The sequence below is a fragment of the Streptomyces sp. NPDC008238 genome (genome assembly GCF_042956445.1).
Classification (GTDB): Bacteria; Actinomycetota; Actinomycetes; order Streptomycetales; family Streptomycetaceae; genus Actinacidiphila.
On sequence record NZ_JBIBGK010000008.1, the window covers coordinates 100584 to 121442 of the forward strand.

25 protein-coding genes are annotated in these 20859 nt (G+C 75.5%); 12 read left to right on the forward strand and 13 right to left on the reverse strand.

Annotated features, from left to right (window positions below; genetic code table 11):
- The first annotated feature begins 49 nt into the window (after positions 1–49).
- Complete coding sequence (locus ACFZAU_RS19125; protein ID WP_500553119.1) at positions 50–457, forward strand: CoA-binding protein; 408 nt, start codon at positions 50–52, stop codon at positions 455–457.
- Positions 458–463: 6 nt separating this feature from the next.
- Here the strand turns inward: ACFZAU_RS19125 and ligD are convergent, their stop codons facing one another.
- On the reverse strand, positions 464–1411 hold the full coding sequence (ligD, locus tag ACFZAU_RS19130; RefSeq protein WP_500553120.1) for a non-homologous end-joining DNA ligase: 948 nt from the start codon (positions 1409–1411) through the stop codon (positions 464–466).
- Between the two features lie 280 nt (positions 1412–1691).
- On the opposite strand from ligD, the gene ACFZAU_RS19135 reads away from it, so the two are divergent.
- Positions 1692–2057: a GNAT family N-acetyltransferase gene (locus ACFZAU_RS19135; RefSeq protein ID WP_500553121.1), complete on the forward strand. Its 366-nt coding sequence runs from the start codon at positions 1692–1694 to the stop codon at positions 2055–2057.
- Here the strand turns inward: ACFZAU_RS19135 and ACFZAU_RS19140 are convergent.
- On the reverse strand, positions 2032–2856 hold the full coding sequence (locus ACFZAU_RS19140; RefSeq protein WP_500553122.1) for a GNAT family N-acetyltransferase: 825 nt from the start codon (positions 2854–2856) through the stop codon (positions 2032–2034). The genes ACFZAU_RS19135 and ACFZAU_RS19140 overlap by 26 nt on opposite strands.
- A complete protein-coding gene (locus ACFZAU_RS19145) occupies positions 2853–3410 on the reverse strand; it encodes a YbaK/EbsC family protein (RefSeq protein ID WP_500553123.1) in 558 nt (185 codons plus the stop codon). Before ACFZAU_RS19145 ends, ACFZAU_RS19140 begins: the two co-directional genes overlap by 4 nt.
- Positions 3411–4310: 900 nt before the next feature.
- On the opposite strand from ACFZAU_RS19145, the gene ACFZAU_RS19150 reads away from it, so the two are divergent.
- Positions 4311–4883 carry an XRE family transcriptional regulator gene (locus ACFZAU_RS19150; protein WP_500553124.1) on the forward strand — a complete coding sequence of 191 codons (573 nt, stop codon included), beginning with the start codon at positions 4311–4313 and terminating at the stop codon, positions 4881–4883.
- 73 nt (positions 4884–4956) lie between these two features.
- Here the strand turns inward: ACFZAU_RS19150 and ACFZAU_RS19155 are convergent, their stop codons facing one another.
- The 3 genes from ACFZAU_RS19155 to ACFZAU_RS19165 all read right to left on the reverse strand — a co-directional run bounded on the left by ACFZAU_RS19155 (position 4957) and on the right by ACFZAU_RS19165 (position 7862).
- Positions 4957–6039, reverse strand: coding sequence for an NAD(P)/FAD-dependent oxidoreductase (locus ACFZAU_RS19155; RefSeq protein ID WP_500553125.1), 1083 nt, complete (start codon positions 6037–6039; stop codon positions 4957–4959).
- An 85-nt stretch (positions 6040–6124) separates the two neighbouring features.
- Positions 6125–6901, reverse strand: a complete 777-nt coding sequence (locus ACFZAU_RS19160; protein ID WP_500553126.1) for an acyltransferase — start codon at positions 6899–6901, stop codon at positions 6125–6127.
- 40 nt (positions 6902–6941) lie between these two features.
- A complete protein-coding gene (locus ACFZAU_RS19165; RefSeq protein ID WP_500553127.1) occupies positions 6942–7862 on the reverse strand; it encodes a pseudouridine-5'-phosphate glycosidase in 921 nt (306 codons plus the stop codon).
- Between the two features lie 56 nt (positions 7863–7918).
- On the opposite strand from ACFZAU_RS19165, the gene ACFZAU_RS19170 reads away from it, so the two are divergent.
- Positions 7919–8452: a gamma carbonic anhydrase family protein gene (locus ACFZAU_RS19170; RefSeq protein WP_500553128.1), complete on the forward strand. Its 534-nt coding sequence runs from the start codon at positions 7919–7921 to the stop codon at positions 8450–8452.
- Positions 8453–8471: 19 nt separating this feature from the next.
- Here ACFZAU_RS19170 and ACFZAU_RS19175 read toward each other — a convergent pair whose 3' ends face one another.
- The gene (locus ACFZAU_RS19175; protein WP_500553129.1) at positions 8472–9128 is read right to left on the reverse strand and encodes a DedA family protein; all 657 of its coding nucleotides are present in this window, start codon (positions 9126–9128) and stop codon (positions 8472–8474) included.
- A 191-nt stretch (positions 9129–9319) separates the two neighbouring features.
- Here ACFZAU_RS19175 and ACFZAU_RS19180 point away from each other — a divergent pair, with 191 nt between their 5' ends.
- A complete protein-coding gene (locus ACFZAU_RS19180) occupies positions 9320–10504 on the forward strand; it encodes an HNH endonuclease signature motif containing protein (protein ID WP_500553130.1) in 1185 nt (394 codons plus the stop codon).
- 34 nt (positions 10505–10538) lie between these two features.
- Here the strand turns inward: ACFZAU_RS19180 and ACFZAU_RS19185 are convergent, their stop codons facing one another.
- The gene (locus ACFZAU_RS19185; RefSeq protein ID WP_500553131.1) at positions 10539–10991 is read right to left on the reverse strand and encodes a DUF4442 domain-containing protein; all 453 of its coding nucleotides are present in this window, start codon (positions 10989–10991) and stop codon (positions 10539–10541) included.
- A 72-nt stretch (positions 10992–11063) separates the two neighbouring features.
- On the opposite strand from ACFZAU_RS19185, the gene ACFZAU_RS19190 reads away from it, so the two are divergent.
- Both ACFZAU_RS19190 and ACFZAU_RS19195 read left to right on the forward strand, forming a co-directional pair.
- On the forward strand, positions 11064–12020 hold the full coding sequence (locus ACFZAU_RS19190; protein ID WP_500553132.1) for a DUF8017 domain-containing protein: 957 nt from the start codon (positions 11064–11066) through the stop codon (positions 12018–12020).
- Positions 12021–12094: 74 nt separating this feature from the next.
- Positions 12095–13429, forward strand: a complete 1335-nt coding sequence (locus tag ACFZAU_RS19195; RefSeq protein WP_500553133.1) for an MFS transporter — start codon at positions 12095–12097, stop codon at positions 13427–13429.
- On the opposite strand, the gene ACFZAU_RS19200 is transcribed toward ACFZAU_RS19195, so the two are convergent.
- Together ACFZAU_RS19200 and tuf are read right to left on the reverse strand one after the other, a co-directional pair.
- Positions 13369–14223, reverse strand: coding sequence for a spermidine synthase (locus ACFZAU_RS19200; protein ID WP_500553135.1), 855 nt, complete (start codon positions 14221–14223; stop codon positions 13369–13371). The genes ACFZAU_RS19195 and ACFZAU_RS19200 overlap by 61 nt on opposite strands.
- Before the next feature lie 86 nt (positions 14224–14309).
- The gene (tuf, locus tag ACFZAU_RS19205; protein ID WP_500553136.1) at positions 14310–15482 is read right to left on the reverse strand and encodes an elongation factor Tu; all 1173 of its coding nucleotides are present in this window, start codon (positions 15480–15482) and stop codon (positions 14310–14312) included.
- A gap of 275 nt (positions 15483–15757) precedes the next feature.
- Between tuf and ACFZAU_RS19210 the strand changes: the two genes are divergently transcribed.
- Positions 15758–15979, forward strand: a complete 222-nt coding sequence (locus ACFZAU_RS19210; protein ID WP_500553137.1) for a DUF6086 family protein — start codon at positions 15758–15760, stop codon at positions 15977–15979.
- Here ACFZAU_RS19210 and ACFZAU_RS19215 read toward each other — a convergent pair.
- A complete protein-coding gene (locus tag ACFZAU_RS19215) occupies positions 15966–16586 on the reverse strand; it encodes a class I SAM-dependent methyltransferase (RefSeq protein WP_500553138.1) in 621 nt (206 codons plus the stop codon). The genes ACFZAU_RS19210 and ACFZAU_RS19215 overlap by 14 nt on opposite strands.
- A 23-nt stretch (positions 16587–16609) precedes the next feature.
- On the reverse strand, positions 16610–17317 hold the full coding sequence (locus ACFZAU_RS19220) for a DNA alkylation repair protein (RefSeq protein WP_500553139.1): 708 nt from the start codon (positions 17315–17317) through the stop codon (positions 16610–16612).
- A gap of 56 nt (positions 17318–17373) precedes the next feature.
- On the opposite strand from ACFZAU_RS19220, the gene ACFZAU_RS19225 reads away from it, so the two are divergent.
- Both ACFZAU_RS19225 and ACFZAU_RS19230 read left to right on the forward strand, forming a co-directional pair.
- Complete coding sequence (locus ACFZAU_RS19225; RefSeq protein WP_500462835.1) at positions 17374–18048, forward strand: TVP38/TMEM64 family protein; 675 nt, start codon at positions 17374–17376, stop codon at positions 18046–18048.
- 169 nt (positions 18049–18217) lie between these two features.
- Positions 18218–19057: an oxidoreductase gene (locus ACFZAU_RS19230; protein WP_500553140.1), complete on the forward strand. Its 840-nt coding sequence runs from the start codon at positions 18218–18220 to the stop codon at positions 19055–19057.
- 89 nt (positions 19058–19146) lie between these two features.
- Here ACFZAU_RS19230 and ACFZAU_RS19235 read toward each other — a convergent pair whose 3' ends face one another.
- Complete coding sequence (locus tag ACFZAU_RS19235) at positions 19147–19353, reverse strand: DUF5958 family protein (protein WP_500553141.1); 207 nt, start codon at positions 19351–19353, stop codon at positions 19147–19149.
- 9 nt (positions 19354–19362) lie between these two features.
- Here ACFZAU_RS19235 and ACFZAU_RS19240 point away from each other — a divergent pair, with 9 nt between their 5' ends.
- Together ACFZAU_RS19240 and ACFZAU_RS19245 are read left to right on the forward strand one after the other, a co-directional pair.
- Positions 19363–20187: a sensor histidine kinase gene (locus ACFZAU_RS19240; RefSeq protein ID WP_500553142.1), complete on the forward strand. Its 825-nt coding sequence runs from the start codon at positions 19363–19365 to the stop codon at positions 20185–20187.
- Positions 20175–20852, forward strand: a complete 678-nt coding sequence (locus tag ACFZAU_RS19245; RefSeq protein WP_500553143.1) for a response regulator transcription factor — start codon at positions 20175–20177, stop codon at positions 20850–20852. The genes ACFZAU_RS19240 and ACFZAU_RS19245 overlap by 13 nt, the downstream gene beginning before the upstream one ends.
- Positions 20853–20859: the final 7 nt, after the last annotated feature.

The following is a 20859-nucleotide window of genomic DNA, read 5'->3' on the forward strand; positions in this document are numbered from 1 at the left end:
CAGTGCGTCCTCTGGTTGACTGCTGCGGAGTGGAGCGAGGGAGGACGACGTGCACGGAGACGACGCGGCGGTTCGGGAGATCCTGACCGGTCTCGGGGACACCTGGGCCGTGGTGGGGCTGTCCAACAACGCCTCGCGGGCGGCGTACGGCGTCGCCGCGGTCCTGCAGCGCTACGGCAAGCGCGTGGTGCCGGTGCACCCGAAGGCCGAGACCGTGCACGGGGAGCAGGGCTACGCCTCGCTCGCCGACATCCCGTTCCCGGTCGACGTGGTGGACGTCTTCGTCAACTCCGACCTGGCCGGCGCGGTCGCCGACGAGGCCGTCGCGATCTGCGCGAAGGCGGTCTGGTACCAGCTCGGCGTGGTCGACGAGGCCGCGTACGCGCGCACCCGGGACGCGGGGCTGCTCATGGTCATGGACCGCTGCCCGGCGATCGAAATCCCCCGGCTCGGGTAGCCGGGCTCAGCCGCCGGGCCGCTCCCCCGCCTCCAGCTCCGCCAGCCGCCGCAGTGCCGGGCCGAGGGCGCGGCGGCAGGTGCCGAGCCCCTTCCAGGGGTCGCCGTCCTTGTCGAGGCGCTCCGGGAGGGTGCGTACGGTCCAGCGACCGGGGCCGAGGGCGGGGTCGTCGATTTCGGCCCAGTGCAGGGGCGTGGCGACCGGGGCGTGCGGGCGGGCGCGCACCGCGTAGGGGGCGACGGAGGTCTGGGCGTACCCGTTGCGCTGGACGTCCAGGTAGAGGCGGCCCCGGCGGGCCGCCTTGCGGACCTCGGTGGTGAGCCGGTCCGGGTGGCGGGCGGCCAGCACGGCGGACACGCGCCGGGCGAAGTCCCGTACGACGTCGAAGTCCGGGCCGCGGGTCAGCGGCGCCACGACGTGCAGCCCGCGCGAGCCGGTGGTCATCACGGCGGGGCGCAGGCCCAGTTCCCGCAGGAGGTCGCCGACCCGGGGCGCGGTCCAGCGCACGGTGGCGAAGTCGTCGTCCCCGGCCGGGTCGAGGTCGAGGACCAGCCGGTCGGGGACGTCGAGGCGGTCGGTGCGGCTCAGCCAGGGGTGCGGGGTGACGCAGGCCTGACCGGCCAGGTAGACGAGGGTGGCCGTGTCGTCGCAGACAACCATGGTGACGGTGCCGCCCTCCTTGGGGACCTCGCGGCGGCGCACCCACGCGGGGAAGTAGCCGGGGACCTCCTTGTGGTAGAAGGACCGCCCGTCGATGCCGTCCGGATAGCGCTCCATCACCAGCGGGCGGCCCCTGACGTGCGTGAGCAGGGGTCGTGCGACACGGCGGTAGTGGTCGGCGAGCTCGGCCTTGGTGATCCCGTCGCCGGGGAAGAGCTCCTTGTCGGGACGGGACAGCTCGACGGTCCGACCGCCGATGCGCAGGGACCGCTCGCCGCGGGCCGGGTGGCTCATCGCTTCATCACCTCTCCGGTACGCCTCACCGCTGCGGGGGCGGGCATGCGGGATGCGCCGGAAACTCGCTGCGCGGCGCCCGGACCGGTGTTGTAGCGTGCGCGCATGCCCGGTCCCGTACGCCCCGCCCGTCCCGACGACGCCGCCGAGCTGGTGCGGCTCCGGCGGCTGATGTTCCTGGCCATGAGCGGGCGGGACGAGCCCGGTCCCTGGGAGGCGGCCGCCGAGGAGCGGGCGCGCGAGCAGCTCGCCGGGCGGTCCGCGGTGGCTGGGGGCGTTCGTGGTGGACGGCGGACCGGTGGTCGGTGCGCACCCGCACCTGGCGGCGTGCGCGGTGGGCCGGATCGAGGAGCGGCTGCCCGCGCCGGCGCACCCGGCGGGCCGGTTCGGCTTCGTCTTCAACGTCTGCACCGACCCCCGCTACCGGGGGCGCGGGTACGCGCGGGCCACGACGGAGGCGCTGCTCGGGTGGTTCGCCGAACAGGGCGTGACCCGCGTCGACCTGCACGCGACCGCGGAGGCCGAGCCGCTGTACCGCAGCCTGGGCTTCGCCGAGCACTCGACACCGCTGTCGCTGGACCTGTCGCGGCGGCCGGCCGGCGAGGCGCCCGGCGACCCGGTCAGTGGACGGGCGGCTCCGCGATGAGGGCCGTGCCGACCCGGTGGAAGCCGAGCCGGGCGTAGATCCTGGCGACGTCCTCGTCCCCGGCCGACAGGAACACCGTGCTCAGCCCGCGTTCACGGGCGTCGGCGACCAGCGCGCCGGTGACCGCGAGGGCCAGGCCGCGGCGGCGGGCGCTGGGCAGGGTGCCGACTCCGACGATCTCGCAGACCTCCCCCACGGGGTTGTACTGGCCCGCGCAGAGCGCCGTGCCGCCCTCGACAGCGGCGGCGTGGACGGTGAGCCCGGCCCGTAGGCGCGCCTCCGCGGTCGCCACGAGGCCCGGGGCGGCGTGCAGCGGGACCGCGGCGGCGAGTTCGGCCCGCCCGGCGGTGCCGATGGCCGTACCGGGCTGCGCGAACGCCAGGTGCGGGACGGTCAGCGCGCTGGGCAGCGCCGGGTCGCCGGGCCCCAGCAGCCGCACGCCGACGCCCGCGGGCAGCTCCGGCAGCAGAGCGGGAGGGGCGAGCGGGTCGAGCACCATCAGCGGATGCTCGTGCACGGCGAGCCCGGACGCCTCCGCCGCGGCCCGCAGCGCCGGGGCGGTCTCGGCGATCCACTCGAAGCACTCGGGCACGCCCAGCTCGCGCTGGCGGGCCCGGACCCGGTCCACGTCGTCCCGGCCGACGGGACCGCCGTCCGCGTCCGGCGCCGGGCGGGCGTAGAACGGCCAGCCGACGCCCTCGCGCACGAAGAGGGTGAGCGGACCGTGCTCCTCGGCGCGGGCGCCCGCCCGGGGAACGGCGTCGTAGTAGCGCTCCAGGCGGTCCAGCAGTTCCGTCACGCGGGGAGTCCCAGCCCTTCCAGCAGTTCGACACCGGGCAGCGACGCCAGCGCCTTGCCGGGCACGAGCAGCTTGCCGCGCCGCCGGCCGCTGCCGATGATCACGTACGGGGTGTCCGTGACCGACGCGTCCACCAGCAGCGGCCAGCCGGCGGGCAGCCCGATCGGGGTGATGCCGCCGTACTCCATGCCGCTCTCGCCCACGGCGGTGTCCATCGGTGCGAAGGAGGCCTTGCGTACGCCGAGGTGACGCCGCACGAGACCGTTCACGTCGGCCCGCGTGGTGGCGAGGACGACGCATGCGGCGAGCGTGACCTCCCCGCCGCGCTTGCCCGCGACGACCACGCAGTTCGCGGACTGCTCCAGGCCGACCCCGTACGTCTCGGCGAAGACCGCGGTGTCGGCCTTCTCGGGGTCGGTGTCGACCAGCAGCAGTTCCTCCGCCGGCACCTGCCCGCTCCAGGCGGTCAGTGCGGCGGCGACGGGGGCCGGCAGCAGGTCGAGCCGTTCCACGGCGGGGTGGACGTCGGTGAAGGTGCCGATGGGTGCGCGCATGTCCGGCACGCTAACAAATCCCGGGAGTTGGCGGCGGACCGTCCCGAACGGCGAGCACGGGGACCGCGCCGCACCCGCGCGGTGCCGGTGTGCTGCCGCGCCCCCGCGACGTACGGTCCCGGCCGGGGCGGCCGTGCCGGGGCCGTGCTCGTCGTGGCGACGCCGGAGGAGTCGCCGGTGCGCCGACCCGGCCGCGCTCCGCGGGGCAACGGGAAGCGGCCCCTCCCCCCGCCACCCGGTCGTCGCCGGCACGGACAGCCGGGGCGGGGCCTCGCCGCGTCCGCGGTTCGTCGTCGCGCGCCCGGTGGGATCGGCCGGCCCCGCTGCCCTGCGTCGTTCGCCCGCGCCGCCGTTCACGCGGTGCGGTCCGGTTCGGGGTGCGACGCATCGCGCTCGTGGCGACGGCGCCCGCGAAGTCGCCAGTACGCCGGCCTGTCCGCCCCCGCCCGGCAAGCGCAGCCACGGCAACGCGGTGCGCCGGGCGCGCGCTGCACCGCACGCACCGCGACCGCCCCTTCCGGACCGGGCCCCTGTGGGGCGCGCCGGCCAGCAGCCACGCCCACCCACATTCGCCGCCGCCGGCAGTCGGGGCGTGCCCTGCCGCCTCTCCGGTTCGTCCTGCCCTGTCCGCTCGCGCCGTCGGGCGGTCGCGATGCGGGGTGGCCGGGGCGCAGCGACGCCGCCACCACGCGCGACGGCCGTGCCGACCGCCCATCGCCCCAGCCTCACCGGCCGGACCGACATCGCCTTCTTCGCGGCAACGCGAAGGACGTATCGGTGCCGGTCAGCTCAGCGAGCGGGCGCACGGGCGCCCCACCCACCACGCCGGGCGGCCGTGCCGACCGCACCCTGCCGTTGCCGGGTTTGCATCAAGGCGTGCCGTTTCGGCAGCCTGGGGGTGTGGGCGACACGAGGAAAGAGGTGCTGGACGCGGTCGGGCCCCGGTTGCGGGAGCTGCGGCGGCGGCGCGGCATGACGCTGGCGGAACTGGCCGAGCGGACGGGGATCAACGAGAGCACCCTGTCCCGGCTGGAGGGCGGCGGGCGCAAGCCGACCCTGGAGCTGCTACTGACCCTGGCGGAGGTCTACGCGGTGCCGCTCGACGAGCTCGTCGGGGCGCCCCGCACCGGCGACCCCCGCATCCACCTCCGGCCGGTGACCCGGGACGGCCTGACGTACGTGCCGCTGAGCAGGCCCGGCGGGATCCAGGCGCACAAGCTGCTGATCCCGCCGCACCCGGGCGCGGAGCCCGAGTTGAAGACCCACGAGGGCTTCGAGTGGGTCTACGTGCTGGCCGGCCGCCTGCTGCTGCTCCTCGGCGACCGGCGCGTGGTGCTCAAGCCGGGCGAGGCGGCGGAGTTCGACACCCACGTCCCGCACTGGCTCGGCCCCGAGGGAGAGCAACCCGTCGAACTGCTCGTCCTGTTCGGGCGGCAGGGCGAGCGGGCCCATCTGCGGGCCCGCACCGCCTGAGCCGGGCACGACCGGGACGACCGGCGTTACCGGGACGACCGGCGCCACCGGCGCCACCCGTGCCACCAGGGGCTCACACCCCCTGCCGCGGGTCCACCCCGTGCGCCCGGGTGCCGAGGACGCGCCGCGTGACCTCCGCCTCCATCGGGCCGCTGAACACCTCGGCGCCCCCGGCCCGGCGCGACCGGGCGGCCGCGCGCGCGTCCTCGGCCAGCAGGTCCATGACGATGGCGGCGGCGGCCGTCGTCCCGGCGGCCGCGGCCGCGGGGACGCCCGCCATCAGGTCGCTGACGTTCCCCGCGGCCCACACGCCGTCGACGCCGGTGAAGCCGGAGGCGTCCACCGTGAGCTGTTCCCCGAAGCCCGCCGGGTGCTCCCGTACGGACAGGCCGAGACCCCCGAGGAAGGACGCCCGGGCCGTGAAGCGCGGGGCGACCGCGAGGACGCGGACGGGCACCACGTGCCCGGAGGCCAGGCGCACCCCGGCGAGCCGGTCGCCGTCGTCGGTCTCCAGGCCGCTCACGGCGCCGTCGACGACTCCCACGCGCAGCCCCGCGAGCTGCTCCCACTGATCGGGCGTCAGATCCGTGCCGGGGCCAAGGAACAGCGTCACGTCCTCGGACAACTGCCGGAACAGCAGGGCCTGGTGGAAGCTGCTGAGCACCCCGACCGCGGTGTCGCGGGCCTCCCAGCCGTGGCAGAAGACGCAGTGCACCACGTCCTTGCCCCACCGCCCCGCCAGGCCCGGCACGTCCGGCAGTTCGTCGACCAGGCCGGAGGTCACCAGGACCCGCCGGGCCCGCGTGCTCCGCCCGTCCTCGCACTCGGCCACGAAGGCGTCGCCGTCGCGGCGGATCGCGGTGACGCGTCCGGCGGCGACCCGGCCGCCGTAGGAGGCGACCTCCTCCCGTCCCTTCCGCAGCAGTTCCAGCGGGGCGATGCCGTCCCGTCCGAGCAGCCCGTGCGCGGCGGCGGCGGGGGCGTTGCGGGGCTCGCCCGCGTCGATCACCAGCACCGGCCGCCGTACCCGGGCCAGGGTCAGCGCGCCGGAGAGGCCGGCGGCGCCTCCCCCGACGACCACCACGTCCCACACGCCGCCCGGAGCCTCCAGGCCGTTCCCGCCGCCGTCACCGTTGTCCCTCGTGTTCTCGTCCATGGCGGCACGATCACGCCGGCCGTGGCCGGGGGGCAATGTTCCATGCCGTTTCGGCAACGAAGCCGCGGTGGGTCGCCCGGAACGGTCATGCCTCGGAGGTGAGCTTGTCCTCGAGCCCCGCGAGGAGTTCGGGCTTCAGCCCCGCGAGCGCCGCCAGTTGCTGGTGGGTGGTGCCGGCGGGAACCGGCCGCGGGGCGGGCGTGCGCAGCGGCGGCTCCCAGCCGCGCTCGGGCGTCCAGCGCCGGACGACCCGGGCGGGCGCGCCCGCCACCACGCAGTGGTCGGGGACCTCGCCGCGCACGATGGCGCCGGCCGCGACGACGACGTTCCGCCCGATCCGCGCCCCCGGCAGGATCACCGCGCCCGCGCCGAGCCAGCTGCCGGAGCCGATCTCGACGGGTGCGGAGCGCGGCCACTGGCGGCCGATGGGCTCGTGGGGGTCGTCGTAGGAGTGGTTGTCGCTGGTCACGTACACGTACGGCCCGCAGTAGACGTCGTCGCCGAACACCACCGGCCGGGAGGCGATGACGTGGCTGCCGCGGCCGAGGACGACGCCGTTGCCGAGCCGGACGACGGGGTCGGGGCCGAGGTCGAGGCCGGGCATCATCCCGGCCGTGAGGGTGACCTGTTCGCCGATGATGCAGCACTCGCCGAGGTGGATCCACTCCTCGCCGAAGATCGTCCCCTGCGGGAAGGCGAGGCGGGTGCCCGCGCCGATCCGGCCGAAGCGCAGCGGGCCCGGGCGGTCGGCGGAGACGGCACCCGCGTTCTGGACCCACCGCCAGCCGCGGTGCACCAGGCGCGAGACGGCGCGGCGGCGCCAGGCCGCCGCGGAGGAGAACAGGTTCTCGTTCTTCGGCACCCGATCACGGTACCGAGGGTGCGGGGGTGCGGCCGGGCGATCAGGTGTGATGTGCGCCGCGTTCCGTCCAGGCGACGGCGACCCGCGCGGCGAGGCGGACGTTGCCGCGCACGGCGGCGAGGTTCGCCTCCAGGCTGGCGCCGCCGGTGTGCTCGACGAGGTGCCCGAGGAGGAACGGCGTGACGGCCTGCCCGGTGACGCCCTCGCGTTCGGCGGCGGCCAGCGCCTCCGCCAGGACGCGGTCGTGCAGCGCCGGGTCGAGCTGCTCGTGCTCCGGCACGGGGTTGGCGAGGATCACCGCGGACGGCGGGCCGTCGAGGTCGTCCTGGGCGGCCATGACGCAGGCGGCCTCGTCGGGGGTGCGGACCGTCCAGTCCACGGGCTGCCCGGAGCCGCTGAGGTAGAAGCCGGGGAACTCGGCGGTCCCGTACCCCACGACGGTGACGCCGAGGGTCTCCAGGCGCTGCAGGGTGGCGGGCACGTCGAGGATGGACTTCACCCCGGCGCACACGACGGTGATCCGGGTGCCGGCGAGCAGCCGCAGGTCGGCGGACTCGTCCTGCTCCTCCGTCCAGCCGCGGTGCACGCCGCCCAGTCCGCCGGTGGCGAAGACCCGCAGCCCTGCGCGGGCGGCGAGGAAGGCCGTGGCGGAGACGGTGGTGGCGCCGCTCGCGCCGGTGGCGACCGCGACGGGCAGGTCGCGGTGGCCGAGCTTGCGCATGCCCTCGTCGCCGGCGATGCGCTCCAGGCCCTTCGCGTCGAGCCCGATGCACGGCACGCCGTCCAGCACCGCGATCGTCGCGGGGACGGCGCCCGCGTCGCGCACGGCGGCCTCGAGCTCCAGGGCCACCTGGTGGTTGCGGGGGCGGGGCAGGCCGTGGGAGATGATCGTCGACTCGAGGGCGACGACCGGGGCACCGGTTTCCAGCGCGATGATCACTTCGTCGGAGAACTTCAGCACGCAGTACGCGCTACCCGCGGGGCGATCGGCGCAATCACGGGACTACGGTGATCCCCATGACGGAGAGAGCCTTGATCGCGGACGTCGCCGGACGCTCACCCCGGCTGGACCCCGCCGCCTTCACCGCGCCGACCTCGGTGGTGCTGGGCGACGTGACGATGGCGGCCGGCGCGAGCGTCTGGTACCACGCGGTGCTGCGCGGCGACTGCGAGTCGATCAGCCTCGGCGAGGGCAGCAACGTCCAGGACAACTCGACGGTGCACGCCGACCCCGGGTTCCCGGCGGTGATCGGCGCGCGCGTCACGGTGGGCCACAACGCCGTGCTGCACGGCCGCGTGGTCGAGGACGACGTGCTGGTCGGCATGGGCGCCACCGTCCTCAACGGCGCCCACATCGGCACCGGCTCGCTGGTCGCGGCGGGCGCGCTCGTCCCCCAGGGCATGCGGGTTCCCCCGGGGTCGCTGGTGGCGGGCGTGCCGGCGAAGGTGCGCCGTGGGCTCACCGCGGAGGAGCGCGAGATGGTGCGGCTCAACGCCGAGCACTACGTCGCGCTCGCGGACGCCCACCGGGCCGCCTTCGCCGGGGACTGACGGCCCCGGGCCCGGCCGCTCAGTCGGTGGTGGCCGCCGCCACGGCGTCCGCCTCGGGCGCGGCCTCGTGGGCGGTGGCCGCGGCCTTGGCCCGGCGGCGTACGACGAGGAACGAGCCGAGGCCGATCAGCACGGCGGCCACCAGGCCGAGCCACGAGAACCGCTTGAGCCAGGGCTCGGCGACGATGCCCACGTAGTAGATGACCGCCGTGGTGCCGCCCGCCCACACGATGCCGCCGAGGACGTTGGCGGTGAGGAACTTCCAGTACGGCATCCTCAGCACGCCCGACAGCGGGCCGGCGAAGATCCGCAGCAGCGCCACGAAACGGCCGAAGAACACCGCCCACATGCCCCAGCGCGTGAACGACGCCTCGGCGGTCGCGATGTGCGCCGGCGAGAAGTGCTTGGGGAAGCGCCGCCCCAGTTTGTCGAGCATGGGCCGGCCGCCGCGGCGGCCGATGGCGTAGCCGATCGAGTCGCCCACGATCGCCCCGGCGGAGGCGCACACGCCCACCACCCAGGGGTCCACGTGCCCCTGCGAGGCGAGCAGGGCGGAACTGACGAGGATGATCTCGCCCGGCAGCGGGATGCCCAGGCTCTCCAGGCCGATCACGAGGCCCACCAGCAGGTAGACGCTGACCGGCGGGATCGTGCCGAGCCACTCCTGGACGTGCAAGGCCGCTTCCTCCCCCTAGGGCGGACGGGATGTCGGTCGACGCGCCGGTGCGCGCACGTCGTTGCAGCGTAGCCGACCCGGCCCGCGCCCCGTGCCGCACCCGTACGCCACGGGGCACCGCCACGGGGACCGCGGAGGAAGCCACGTGGCGGAGGTCACAGGGGCCCGCCGAGCCCGTAGCGTGTGCGCCCATGGGGCTGACCGACATCACCGCCGCGGAGATCGTGCTCGCGACGCAGGAGTTCGACCGTTTGGGGTCCGAAGTGTTCCTCCGCAGCCACGGGTTCCGGCCGGCCCGGAACTACTTCCTGGTGCACGGCGGCCGTTCCTACGACTCCAAGGCGATCCTCGGCGTCGCGCACGGCTTCCTGCCCGGCGGGCGTGCGCTGCGGCCGCACGAGCTGTCCGGTGGGGACCGGCACGCCGCCGCGTTGTTGCGCGGGCTGGGGTTCGCCGTCGTCGACCGGTCGGCGGCACTGTCACTGGAGGCACGGGCCCTCCGTGACCGGGTGGCGGCACTGCGTGTCCACCAGGGCAGCGCGGGGCCGGCGCTCTACCAGCCCATCGTGTTGCTGTGGGCGATCGGTCGCGCACGCCGGGACGAGGAGCGCCTGCTCCCCTGGGACGAGCTGAGCCGACGGCTTCAGGTGCTGCTGGTCCGGCACGGCATGCGGGGTGAGCGGGCCCGGCCCGACTACCCGGTGGCGGCGCTGTACGGCGCCGGGCTGTGGGAGCTGCACGACCACGCGGGACCGGTCCCCGCCGCCCACGGCGACGCCGCCCTGCATCGGTGGTTCGCCGAGCAGGAGCCGCGCGGGGGCCTCACCGCGCGGGCACACGCGTCGCTGCGGAACTCGGCCGCCGTACGGCTGGAGATCGTGGACGCCCTCCTCACTCGGTTCTTCGCGGGCTTGGAGTACGACGCGCTGCTCGAGGACGTGGGCCTGGACGGCGACGTGGCCGACGACTTCGGCGTTGAGGGCGCCGTGGTCACGGGCACGGCGGACGAGTACGCCCGGCTCTGCGAGGTGGTACGGCACCGTGAGGAGGCCGCCCGGGGGCGTCGGACCGTCCGCGCGCGTGCCGAGCCGATCCGCTCGGCCGCCGCGCGCCTGGCGGTGCGCCTTCGCTGCGAGGGGCGTTGTGAGAATCCCGGGTGCGGCGGCCAGCCGGCGGACGTGACCGACCGCGGGTCGCCGATACTCGACGTCGACCACGTCGACGACCTCGCCGCGGGGGGCCGCGACCACCCGGAGTTCATGGTCGCGCTGTGCCCCAACTGCCACGCGATGAAGACCCGGGGCCGTGGCCGCGAGGAGTTGCGCGCGCTCCTCGCAGCGGTGGCCCTGGAACGCCACACCCGCTGGACGCACTGAGTCCCGGGCAGTCCCGGTCCCGTCGAGGGGGACGTCAGCCGTTGGGGCGGAGGGTCCAGATGATGGTCATCTCGCCCGTGACCGCGCCGTCCTCGCGCCGGAGGGCGACCGTGACGGGGAACTCGGGGCGTTCGCCCTTGTCGAGTTCGGCGATGACGTCGGCGGCGGGGTGGCCGAGGCGGGCGGTGGCGGTGACCGGGCCCATGGCGAGCTTCTTGTAGCCGATCTCGGCGCGGACGGCGAGGGGGACGGCGCGGGAGAGGTGGTCGGCGAAGGCGGCGAGGACGACGGCGCCGCTGGCGGTCTCGGCCAGGGTGAACATCGCGCCGGCGTGGGGGCCGCCGACGTGGTTGTGGTAGGCGGCCTGGTCGGGGAGGCGGACCACGGCGTGCTCGGCGGTGGTCTCCAGGAACTCGATGCTGAGGGTGGCGGCCATGGGCACGGTGGCCGCCATGAGCTCGCCTATCTGCGGCTGGTTCTCGGGCATGGCCGGATGTTACCAGCAAGTAATCAGCGCTTCCATGGAACCGCGACCGCTCAACCCCTAGTGTTTCGAGCCATGTGGCCAGGACAGCAGCAGCCGGGGGGACCGCAGCAGCCCCCGCAGAACCAGCCCCAGTGGGGCCACCAGCAGCAGCCCTCCCCGTACCAGCCGCAGCAGCACCCCGCCTACCAGCAGCCCCCGCAGACGTGGGGGCCGCCGCCGGCGCCGGGCGGGCCGCAGCCGCCCGGGGGGCGGCGAGGCGTGGTGGTGGCGGTGTCGGTGGTGGCCGCGGTCGCGGTGGTCGCCGCCGGCGCGCTGGTCGCCGTCAGGCTCACCGGCGACGACGAGGACCCGCAGGCCGGCCCGTCCGGCACCGGCTCACCGGTCGCCTCGCGGAGCGCGCCGGAGTCCGCCACCCCGACCCCCTCCGCGACGGCGGACGAGGAGGGCCCCGGCCCGGACGACGCCCGCGGCAACCCGGGCGAGGACACGGTCAAGCCCGTGGTGCCCGGCTGGCAGACCGTCGTGCGCAGTGACATGGGCGTCGCCTACGACCTCCCGAAGGACTGGACGGCCAAGCCGCAGGGCCTGCTCATCGGCTACGAGTGGGGCGACAACCGGGTCGTCACCGGGGGCGCGGCCGTGCTCGACGAGAAGTGGTGCGGCACCGACGAGCGCGGACTGGCCGGCGTGAAGGGCGGGAAGGGCGCCAAGAGCCTGAAGTCCGAGGCCGCCAACGAGGCCTACAACTGGGCGTACGGCAAGTACAAGAAGGAGGGCGGCACCAAGCTCACCGAGGCCGCCCCCCGCGCCTACACCAACGCGCAGGGCCTGCACGGCTGGACCGCCTCCACGCGCGCGACCGGGATGAAGGGCACGTGCGCGGCCGACGGCACCGCGTACAGCTTCACCTTCCTCGGCAAGGACAAGGAGGTCCGTTCCTGGCTGCTGATCGTGGACAGCGGCTACGCGGGCGCGGTCGACGCCGCGACGGTGGCGAAGGTCCGAGACAGCGTCCGGCTGGTCGGCTGAGGCCGCGGCCCGCCCTCCGCCGACGGCCCGGAAATCGGTTTGCCAAAGCCCGGCCCAGCGACGATAGTCCCCGGGTGAAACCCGACGTCCCCCATCGGCTGCGGTTCCCGGACTGGGCCGGCCGCAACTTCCGGCTCCTGGCCGCGTCCGCCTTCGTGACCGGGATCGGCGCCTCGGGCGCCGTCGTCGCGTCGGCGTTCGCCGTACTGCAGGCGGGCGGTGGCGGTACGGAGATCGGACTCGTCGCCGCCGCACGCACGGTGCCGCTGGTCGTCTTCCTGCTCATCGGCGGCGCGGTCGCCGACCGGCTGCCGCGGCACCGGGTCATGGTCGCGGCCAACTGCCTCAACACCGTCTCGCAGGGCGTGTTCGCCGTCCTGGTGCTGACCGGCCGGGCCGAGATCTGGCACATGGCGGTGCTCTCCGCGCTGGGCGGCACCGGCCAGGCCTTCTTCGCCCCCGCCAACGAGGGCATGCTGCTGTCGACCGTCGACTCCGCCCACGCGAGCCGCGCCTTCGCGGTGTTCCGGCTCGGCGTCAACGGGGCCAACGTCGGCGGTGCCGCGCTCGCCGGGGCGCTGGTGGCCCTCGCGGGCCCGGGCTGGGTGCTGGCGGTGGACGCGGCGTGCTTCGCGGTCGCCGCGGGGCTGCGCGCACTGCTGCGGGTCTCCCCGGCCGCGGTACGCGACCGCGCGGAGCGGCGCGGCCGCAGCCTGCTGGGCGATCTGCGCGAGGGCTGGCGGGAGTTCGCCTCACGGCGCTGGCTGTGGGGCATCGTGGTCCAGTTCTCCGTCGTCAACGCCGTGATCACCGCCGCCGACGCGGTGTACGGCCCGCTCGTCGCCCGCGAGCACCTCGGCGGCGCCGGGCCGTGGGGCGCCGCCCTGGCCGCGTTCGGCGCCGGGAACCTGCTGGGCGGGCTGCTGATGCTCCGCTGGCGGCCGCGCCGCATCCTGCTCGCCGGGGTGCTCTGCGTCTTCCCGTTCTCGCTGCCCGCCGCCGCGCTGGCGCTGGCGGTCCCGGTGCCGCTGCTGGCCTGCGCGATGCTGGTGGCGGGCATGTCGATCGAGGTCTTCGGCGTGACCTGGATGATGGCGCTGCACCAGGAGATCCCCGAGGACAAGCTCTCCCGCGTCGCGGCCTACGACTGGTTCGGCTCGGTCTCCATGATGCCGATCGGCACCGCCCTGGCCGGCCCCGCCGCGGACGCCTTCGGCCTGTACGGGGCGCTGTGGGGCTGCGCGGGGCTGACGGTGCTGCTCACCGGCGCCGTGCTCACCGTGCCCGAGGTACGGCGGCTGCGCCGGGTGGACGACCCCGACGGCGGGCGGACGGTCGCCCGGGGCGGTCAGCCGACGCCGAAGGAGCCGTCGGGCGGGATCGGCGAGGGCACCGCGTCCGTGTCGTAGACCGGCCGCGCACCCCGTCCGAACAGCTCCAGCGCGTCGCCCTCCACCACCCGTGCCGGGAAGACGTCGGAGGCGGCGCGCCGGGCGATCCGGTCCACGGGCAGCGGGGTGCGGCTCCCGGCCAGCACGGCGTTGCCGAAGCGGCGGCCCCGCAGCACCCCGGGCTCGGCGATCAGGCACACCTCGCCGAACAGCTCGCGCAGGCCCGCGATCTGCGGCCGCAGGAAGTCGAAGGGCGCCGAGTCCGCGAGGTTCGCCAGGTACAGCCCGCCGGGGCGCAGCACCCGGGCGGCCTCGGTGACGAACTCGTACGAGGTCAGGTGCGCCGGCACCCGCGAACCGCCGAACACGTCCGCCACGACGACGTCCGCCGAGCCGTCCGGGGCGCCCTCCAGCCAGGCCCGGGCGTCGTCCGTGGCGATCGCCACACCGTCGCCGCCGCGACCCAGCGGGAGCCGGGTGGCGACGAGCCCGGCGAGCGCCCGGTCGGCCTCCACGACGCGCTGCCGCGAGCCGGGCCGGGTCGCGGCGGTGTAACGGGGCAACGTCAGGGCCCCGCCGCCCAGGTGGACGACGTCCAGCGGCGTACCCTCGGGCGCGGCCTCGTCCAGTACGTGGGCGAGCCGCCGGGTGTACTCGAACTCCAGGTGGGTGGGGTCGTCGAGGTCCACGTACGACTGCGGTGCCCCGTCCACGGTGAGCAGCCAGCCCGCGGGCCGGTCCACGTCGGGCAGCAGTCTCGCCGCGCCGAAGTCCACGTCCTGGCTCACGGGTATGCGTCCGTCGTCCTCCACGCTGCGATTGTCCCAGCACGCGCGGGGGCCCGGGGACGTCACCCCCGGGACCCCCGCGCTCGGCGGCCCGGCTCAGCCCGCGCCGCTCACTCGTCGAGCGCCGTCACCGTGCCCGCGCCGACCGTGCGGCCGCCCTCGCGGATCGCGAAGCCGAGCCCCGGCTCCAGCGGCACCGCCCGGCCCAGTTCCACCGACATGTCGACGGTCGCCCCCGGAAGGGCCGCCCCCGCCTCGCCCAGGTCCACGTCGCCGACGACGTCGGCGGTGCGGACGTAGAACTGCGGCCGGTACCCGCTGGCGATGCCCGTGCGCCGCCCGCCCTCGGCGGCCGGCAGCAGGAAGACCCGGGCCCGGAAGCGGCGGCTCGGCGTGACGCTGCCCGGCGCGGCCACCACGTGGCCCCGGCGGACGACGGCCCGGGCCACTCCGCGCAGCAGCAGCGCCACGTTGTCGCCGGCCTGGGCCTCCTCCATGGGCTTGCCGAAGGTCTCCAGGCCGGTCACCACGCTCGCGGTGTCCGCGCCGAGCACCTCCACGCGGTCGCCGACCCGGACGGTGCCCCGCTCCACCGCGCCGGTGACGACCGTGCCGCGCCCGGTGATGGTCAGCACGTTCTCCACCGGCAGCAGGAAGGGCGCGTCGGTGTAGCGGTGCGGCATCGGCACGTGGGTGTCGACCGCGTCGAGCAGTGCTTCGACGGCCGCCGTCCACCGCGGGTCGCCCTCCAGCGCCCGCAGGCCCGACACCCTCACGACGGGCAGCGTGTCGCCGGGGTAGCCCTGGGCGGACAGCAGCTCGCGCACCTCCAGCTCGACCAGGTCGGTGAGTTCGGGGTCGCCGGCGTCGGCCTTGTTGAGCGCGACCACGATGTGCTCGACGCCGACCTGACGGGCGAGCAGCACGTGCTCGGCGGTCTGCGGCATGACGCCGTCGAGGGCCGAGACGACGAGGATCGCGCCGTCGAGCTGGGCCGCGCCGGTGATCATGTTCTTCACGTAATCGGCGTGACCCGGCATGTCGACGTGCGCGTAGTGCCGGGTGTCCGTCTCGTACTCGACGTGCGCGATGGTGATGGTGATCCCCCGCGCGGCCTCCTCCGGGGCCTTGTCGATCCGGTCGAACGGCACGAACGCGGCGGAGCCGCGGGCGCTGAGCACCTTGGTGATGGCGGCGGTCAACGTGGTCTTGCCGTGGTCGACGTGACCCATCGTGCCGATGTTGAGGTGCGGCTTGGTGCGCACGTACGCCTGCTTGGGCATGGTTGCTTCCTCGGTAAGTCGATTCATCGCCTCGCGTGCGGGACCCCTGGACCGCGCCGACCCTCCCCCTGCGGGGTCCGCCGGACTGTCCGGGAAGGGTCAGATTCGGGCGCCGCCGAACGCGTTGGCCGAGAAAGCCTGTGCCGGGGCAGCCCGCAGCGCGTCCGCGACTGCGGACGTATCTGCGCTGAGGGCGTACCGGAACATGCCGCCGATCATCGGGCACACCCCGGCCGTCGGTCGAACGATTTTCCGCCGGGCTGCGCCTGGGCCCCGTGCGCCGGCACTACGACCTCGGTGACCAGACCCTCCGGAACCTGTCCGACGGCGCGTCCGCGATGTTCCTGCGCCATGGGGAGTTGACCGAGGGCGAGTCGGGGCTGCCGTCCGGCATCGGCCCCGCGGAGGACGACGAGGCGCGCTGCCCGGAGGACGACGCGTGGGACGTCCCGCTGCCGGAGAAGGTGCGCGAGACGGCGCGCTTCATGCCCCGCTGACGCGGGCGAGGACGTAGGCGCGCCGGGTCTCCGCCTCCTGCGGGTACGGGGCCCGCTCCAGCCTGGCCTCGACCTCGAACCCGGCGCCGGTCAGTGCCCCGGCGACCGTCGCGGGGTCGTGGAAGTGGAAGTCGACGTCGACCTCGTGGCCCCACCACTGGGTCACGCGCCGGGTCTCCGCCCCGGTGTGGAAGGCCACGAGCGCCCGGCCGGACGGCCGGAGCACACGCCGCATCTCACCGAACGCCGCCCCCAGTTCACCCGGCGCCAGGTGGATCACCGAGTACAGGGCGACGACGGCCCCGAACTCCCCGTCGGCCGCCGGGAGACGCAGCAGGTCGCCCTCGCGGAAGTCCGCCCCGGGGTGCTCGCGGCGGGCGAGCGCGACCATCCCCGGCGACAGGTCGATCCCCACCGTGCGCACCCCGCGCGCCGCGAGCCACGCCGTGACGTGGCCGGGGCCGCAGCCCAGGTCCGCCACGGGCGCGCCGTCCGCGGCCTGCTCGGCGAGGGCGGCCAGCAGGGCCCGGTCCAGGGGCTTGTGGGCCAACTCGTCGCCGATGCGCTCCCGGTACTCCTCGGCCACGGTGTCGTAGCTGCGGCGCACGCGGCTCCGCCCGTCGTTCCCGCTCACAGGTGCTTGCCCGCCTCCCGTACCGACAGCGGCGACAGCCGCTCCCCCTCCTGCGCGAGGAACGCCCGCACGGCGTCGGGGTCGGTGCGGGCGTACTCGCGCAGCGCCCAGCCGACGGCCTTGCGGATGAAGAAGTCCCGGTGGCCCGCCTGCCGCAGGCAGTAACGGAACAGCCGCCGGGGGTCGGTGTCCGCCTTGTAGGTCAACTGGTGGAGCAGCGCGGTGCGGGCGAGCCAGAGGTCCTCGTCCTCGATCCACTCGTCCATCGTGCCCACCAGGGCGGGGTCGGCGGCGACGAGCCGTCCGACGACGTGTGCGGCGAGCAGGTCGACGGTGTCCCACCACGGCTCGGTCGTGACGAGGTGCCGGGCCGTGGCGAGGAAGTCCGAGGAGCAGTGCCCCACGTGGCGGCGCAGGTAGTCCACGGCGAAGTAGCGGTACTCCCGTTCGGGGAGCGCCCAGCAACGCAGGGCGACGGCCGTGCAGTCGGCCTCGTCCGGGCGCGGCGTGCCCGCGAGCACGGCGCGGGAAAGGGTGCGCCGGGCGGGCGTGGCGATGCCGAGGAACGGGAACGCGTCCCGCATGTACGCGGCGGCCGAGGCGGCCCGCACCGGGTCCGCGGCGCCGCCGTACGCCGTGGTCAGGCGCGGCAGGACGAGGTCCGCGAGGGCGCTGGCCGGCACGGCCGGGGCGGGAGGGGCCATGGCCCTACGGTACGCGGCGGCACCGGAGCGACATCGTCCTCCGCTAAGCTCGCGGGATGTCCGAGGTCACCGCCCTCTCCCGTCCGCGCCCGCGAGCGGCGTCGTGGGCCCGGCTGGCGCTGCTGGTCGTCCTGCTGTCCGGGGCCGCCGCCTCGGTGCTGGTGTGGGAGCCCCAGCGGCTGCTCGCGCACGGCTGGCCCGTCCAACTCACCGGTGTCGCGGCCGTGGTGCTCTTCGCCGCGGGCTACGGGCTGTGCGCCCTCGCCTTCGTGCCGCGCCCGCTGCTCAACGTCGGTGCCGGGGCGCTCTTCGGCGCCCAGGCCGGACTGCCCGCGGCCCTCGCGGGAACGGTGCTCGGCGCCGGCCTCGCCTTCGTCCTCGGCCGCCTCCTCGGGCGGGACGCGTTGCGCCCGTTGCTGCGCGGGCGGGTGCTGCTCGCCGCGGACCGCCAGCTCAGCGAGCACGGCTTCCGCACGATGCTGGCGATGCGTCTGTTCCCCGGCGTGCCCTTCGCGGCGGCCAACTACAGCGCGGCGGTCTCGCGGATGCGGCTGGCGCCCTTCCTGCTGGCCACGGCGCTGGGCAGCGTGCCCAACACGGGGGCCTACGTCGTCGCCGGGAGCCGCGCCGCCACGCCCACGTCGCCGGTCTTCCTCGTCGCGATGGGCTTCATCGCGGTGACCGGCCTCGCCGCCGTCGTGGTCGCCGCCCGCACCCGCCGCAGGCGGTGACCTCGCGCTGGGAGGTTCCGCCTTCCAGCAGGGAGGGAGCCGGTCGTGGCAGCGGTGCCGGTTCCCGGCGCATGATCAGGGCGCGGACACCGGCGTACGAGGCTCCGGCGCGGGCCGGCACCGGGCCGGGCGCGTCCGTACCCATCCGCCGTCGCCGAGGAGTCGTGCTGTGCACCGGACGTTCTTCATCACCGCCGTGGGCAGTGGCCTGGGCCGCGCCTTCGCCGAGGAGGCCCTGGCCGCCGGGCACCGGGTGATCGGTACCGTCCGAAAGGCCGAGCAGGCGGCGGCGTTCGAGGCCCTGGCGCCCGGCCGGGCCGTCGGCAGGGTCCTGGACGTCACCGACGAGGACGCCGTCGTCGCGGTGGTCGACGAGGTCGAGCGGACCGTCGGCCCGGTCGAGGTGCTGATCAGCAATGCCGGCTACGGCCTGGAGGGGACCGTCGAGGAGTCCACGATGGACGACCTGCGGCGCCAGTTCGACGTCAACGTCTTCGGCAGTGTCGCGGTCATCAAGGCCGTCCTGCCGCACATGCGCCGGCGCCGCGGCGGCCACGTCTTCTCGGTGTCGTCCATGGCGGGCCTGACCGCCCTGCCCGGCGTCGCGTTCTACGGGGCCAGCAAGTTCGCGATGGAGGGGATCGCCGCGTCCCTGGCGCAGGAGGTCGCGGGCTTCGGCATCCGCGTCACCTCCCTGGCCCTCGGCTCGTTCCGTACCGACTGGGCCGGCCGCTCGATGGTCCGCGCCCCGCGCACCGTCGCCGACTACGACGCCCTCTTCGACCCGATCCGCGCCGCGCGCCAGGCCAAGAGCGGCAACCAGACCGGCGACCCGGTCCGTGCGGCGCGCGCCCTGCTCCGTGTTCTGGAGGCCGACGAGCCGCCGCTCCACCTCGTGCTCGGCAGCGACGCCCTGCGCCTGGTCGAGCAGGGGCAACGGCAACTGGCCGGCGACCTCGCGGCGTGGGCCGACGTGACGGCGTCCACGGACTTCCCCGCCGACGGCTGACCCGGCGGCGCCTGACCTGCTGGCGCCTGACCTGCTGGCGCCTGACCCGCCGGCGCCTGACCCGCCGACGCCTGACCCGCCGGCGGTGATCACGCCCCGCCCGGGTCCGGGTTCGCCGCGGCCGCCAAACGGTGCCAGGCGTGGCTGCATCCGTCGGCGCAGTGGCGCGCCCGCCTGCGCTCGTCGGCGACCGCGAGCAGCGCGATCAGCAGGCGGAAGGCCTTGACCCGCTCGTCCTGGGGCAAGTTGATGATTTTCGTCAGCTGCTCGGGGAGGCGGCCCCGGGTCAGGAGCACGGACGGTGTGTGGGTCGGCCGGATCCCGGCCCGGCGGACGCTCTCCTCGCCGTCCTCGCGGCCTCGTACGCCGGGCCGCTGACCGCCGCCGCGGCGGTGTCCGCGGTGGCGTGCGTGGGCGGCGCCGTCGGCTGGGGCCTGTACGTGGCCGGGGTGCGGGAGCGGGCCGCGCGGGCGGAGCGGGAGGCGGACCTGCGGGCCGAGCAGGCCCGGCAGCACGCCCGGGAGGAGATCGCCCGGGAGATGCACGACGTGCTGGCCCACCGGCTGACGCTGCTCAGCGTGCACGCGGGGGCGCTGGAGTTCCACCGCACCGCGTCGCCGGCCCAGGTCGCCGAGGCGGCCGGGGTGATCCGGCAGAGCGCGGGCCAGGCGCTGGAGGACCTGCAGGACGTGCTGCGCGTCCTGCGCACCCCCACGGTCAGCGCGCACGCCGAGCCGCCGCAGCCCGCGGTGGCCGACCTGGAGCTGCTGGTCGAGGAGTCGCGCGCGGCCGGCGCCACCGTCGAGCTGCACCAGGAAACGGAGGACCTGACGACCATGGACCCGGCCACGAGCCGAGCCGCGTACCGCATCCTGCAGGAAGCGCTCACCAACCACCGCAAGCACGCCCCGGACGGCCCACTGCGGCTGTCGCTGACCGGCGGGGCCCGGCAGGGGCTGACCATCACGGCCCGCAACCCGGTACGGCCGGACCGCGCCGCGCACCCGGCGGGCGCCGGTCAGGGCCTCGTCGGGATGGAGGAGAGGGCGGCCCTGGCGGGCGGCACCGTGCGGCGCACCCTCACCGCCACCGGCTTCGCGCTCGAGGTCCGGCTGCCGTGGACCAGGTGACCCGCGTCCTGATCGTGGACGACGACCCGCTGGTGCGCTCGGGCCTGCGCATGATGCTGTCCGGCGCGCAGGACATCGAGGTGGTCGCCGAGGCTGCCGACGGCACGGAGGTCCTGCCGCTGGTCGACGCGCACCGGCCCGACCTCGTCCTGATGGACATCCGGATGCCGCGGATGGACGGTCTGAGCGCCACCGCCGAACTGCGGCGCAGGCCCCGGCCGCCCGAGGTGCTGATCCTCACGACGTTCACGACGGACGGCTACGTCCTGGAGGCGTTGCGGGCGGGCGCGGCGGGCTACGTCCTCAAGCACACGCCGCCCGCCCAGATCGTCGCCGCGGTGCGGAACGTCGTGGCGGGCGAACCGGTCCTCTCCCCGGCCGCCGTCAAGCAGCTCATCGGGGCCGTCACGGCCCCCGGCGACGAGGCCGGCGGCGCGGGCACCGCCGACCGGGGCGAGGCGGAGCGGCTGCTCGGCCTCCTGGGGCAGCGCGAGCGGGAGGTCGCGCTCGCGGTGGCGCAGGGCAGGACGAACGCCGAGATCTCGGCGGCGCTGTACATGAGCGTCGCCACCGTGAAGGCGCACGTGTCCCACATCCTCACCAAGCTCGGCCTGAACAACCGCGTCCAGATCGCCCTGGTGGTGTACCGGGCCGGCCTGGCCTGACGACGGG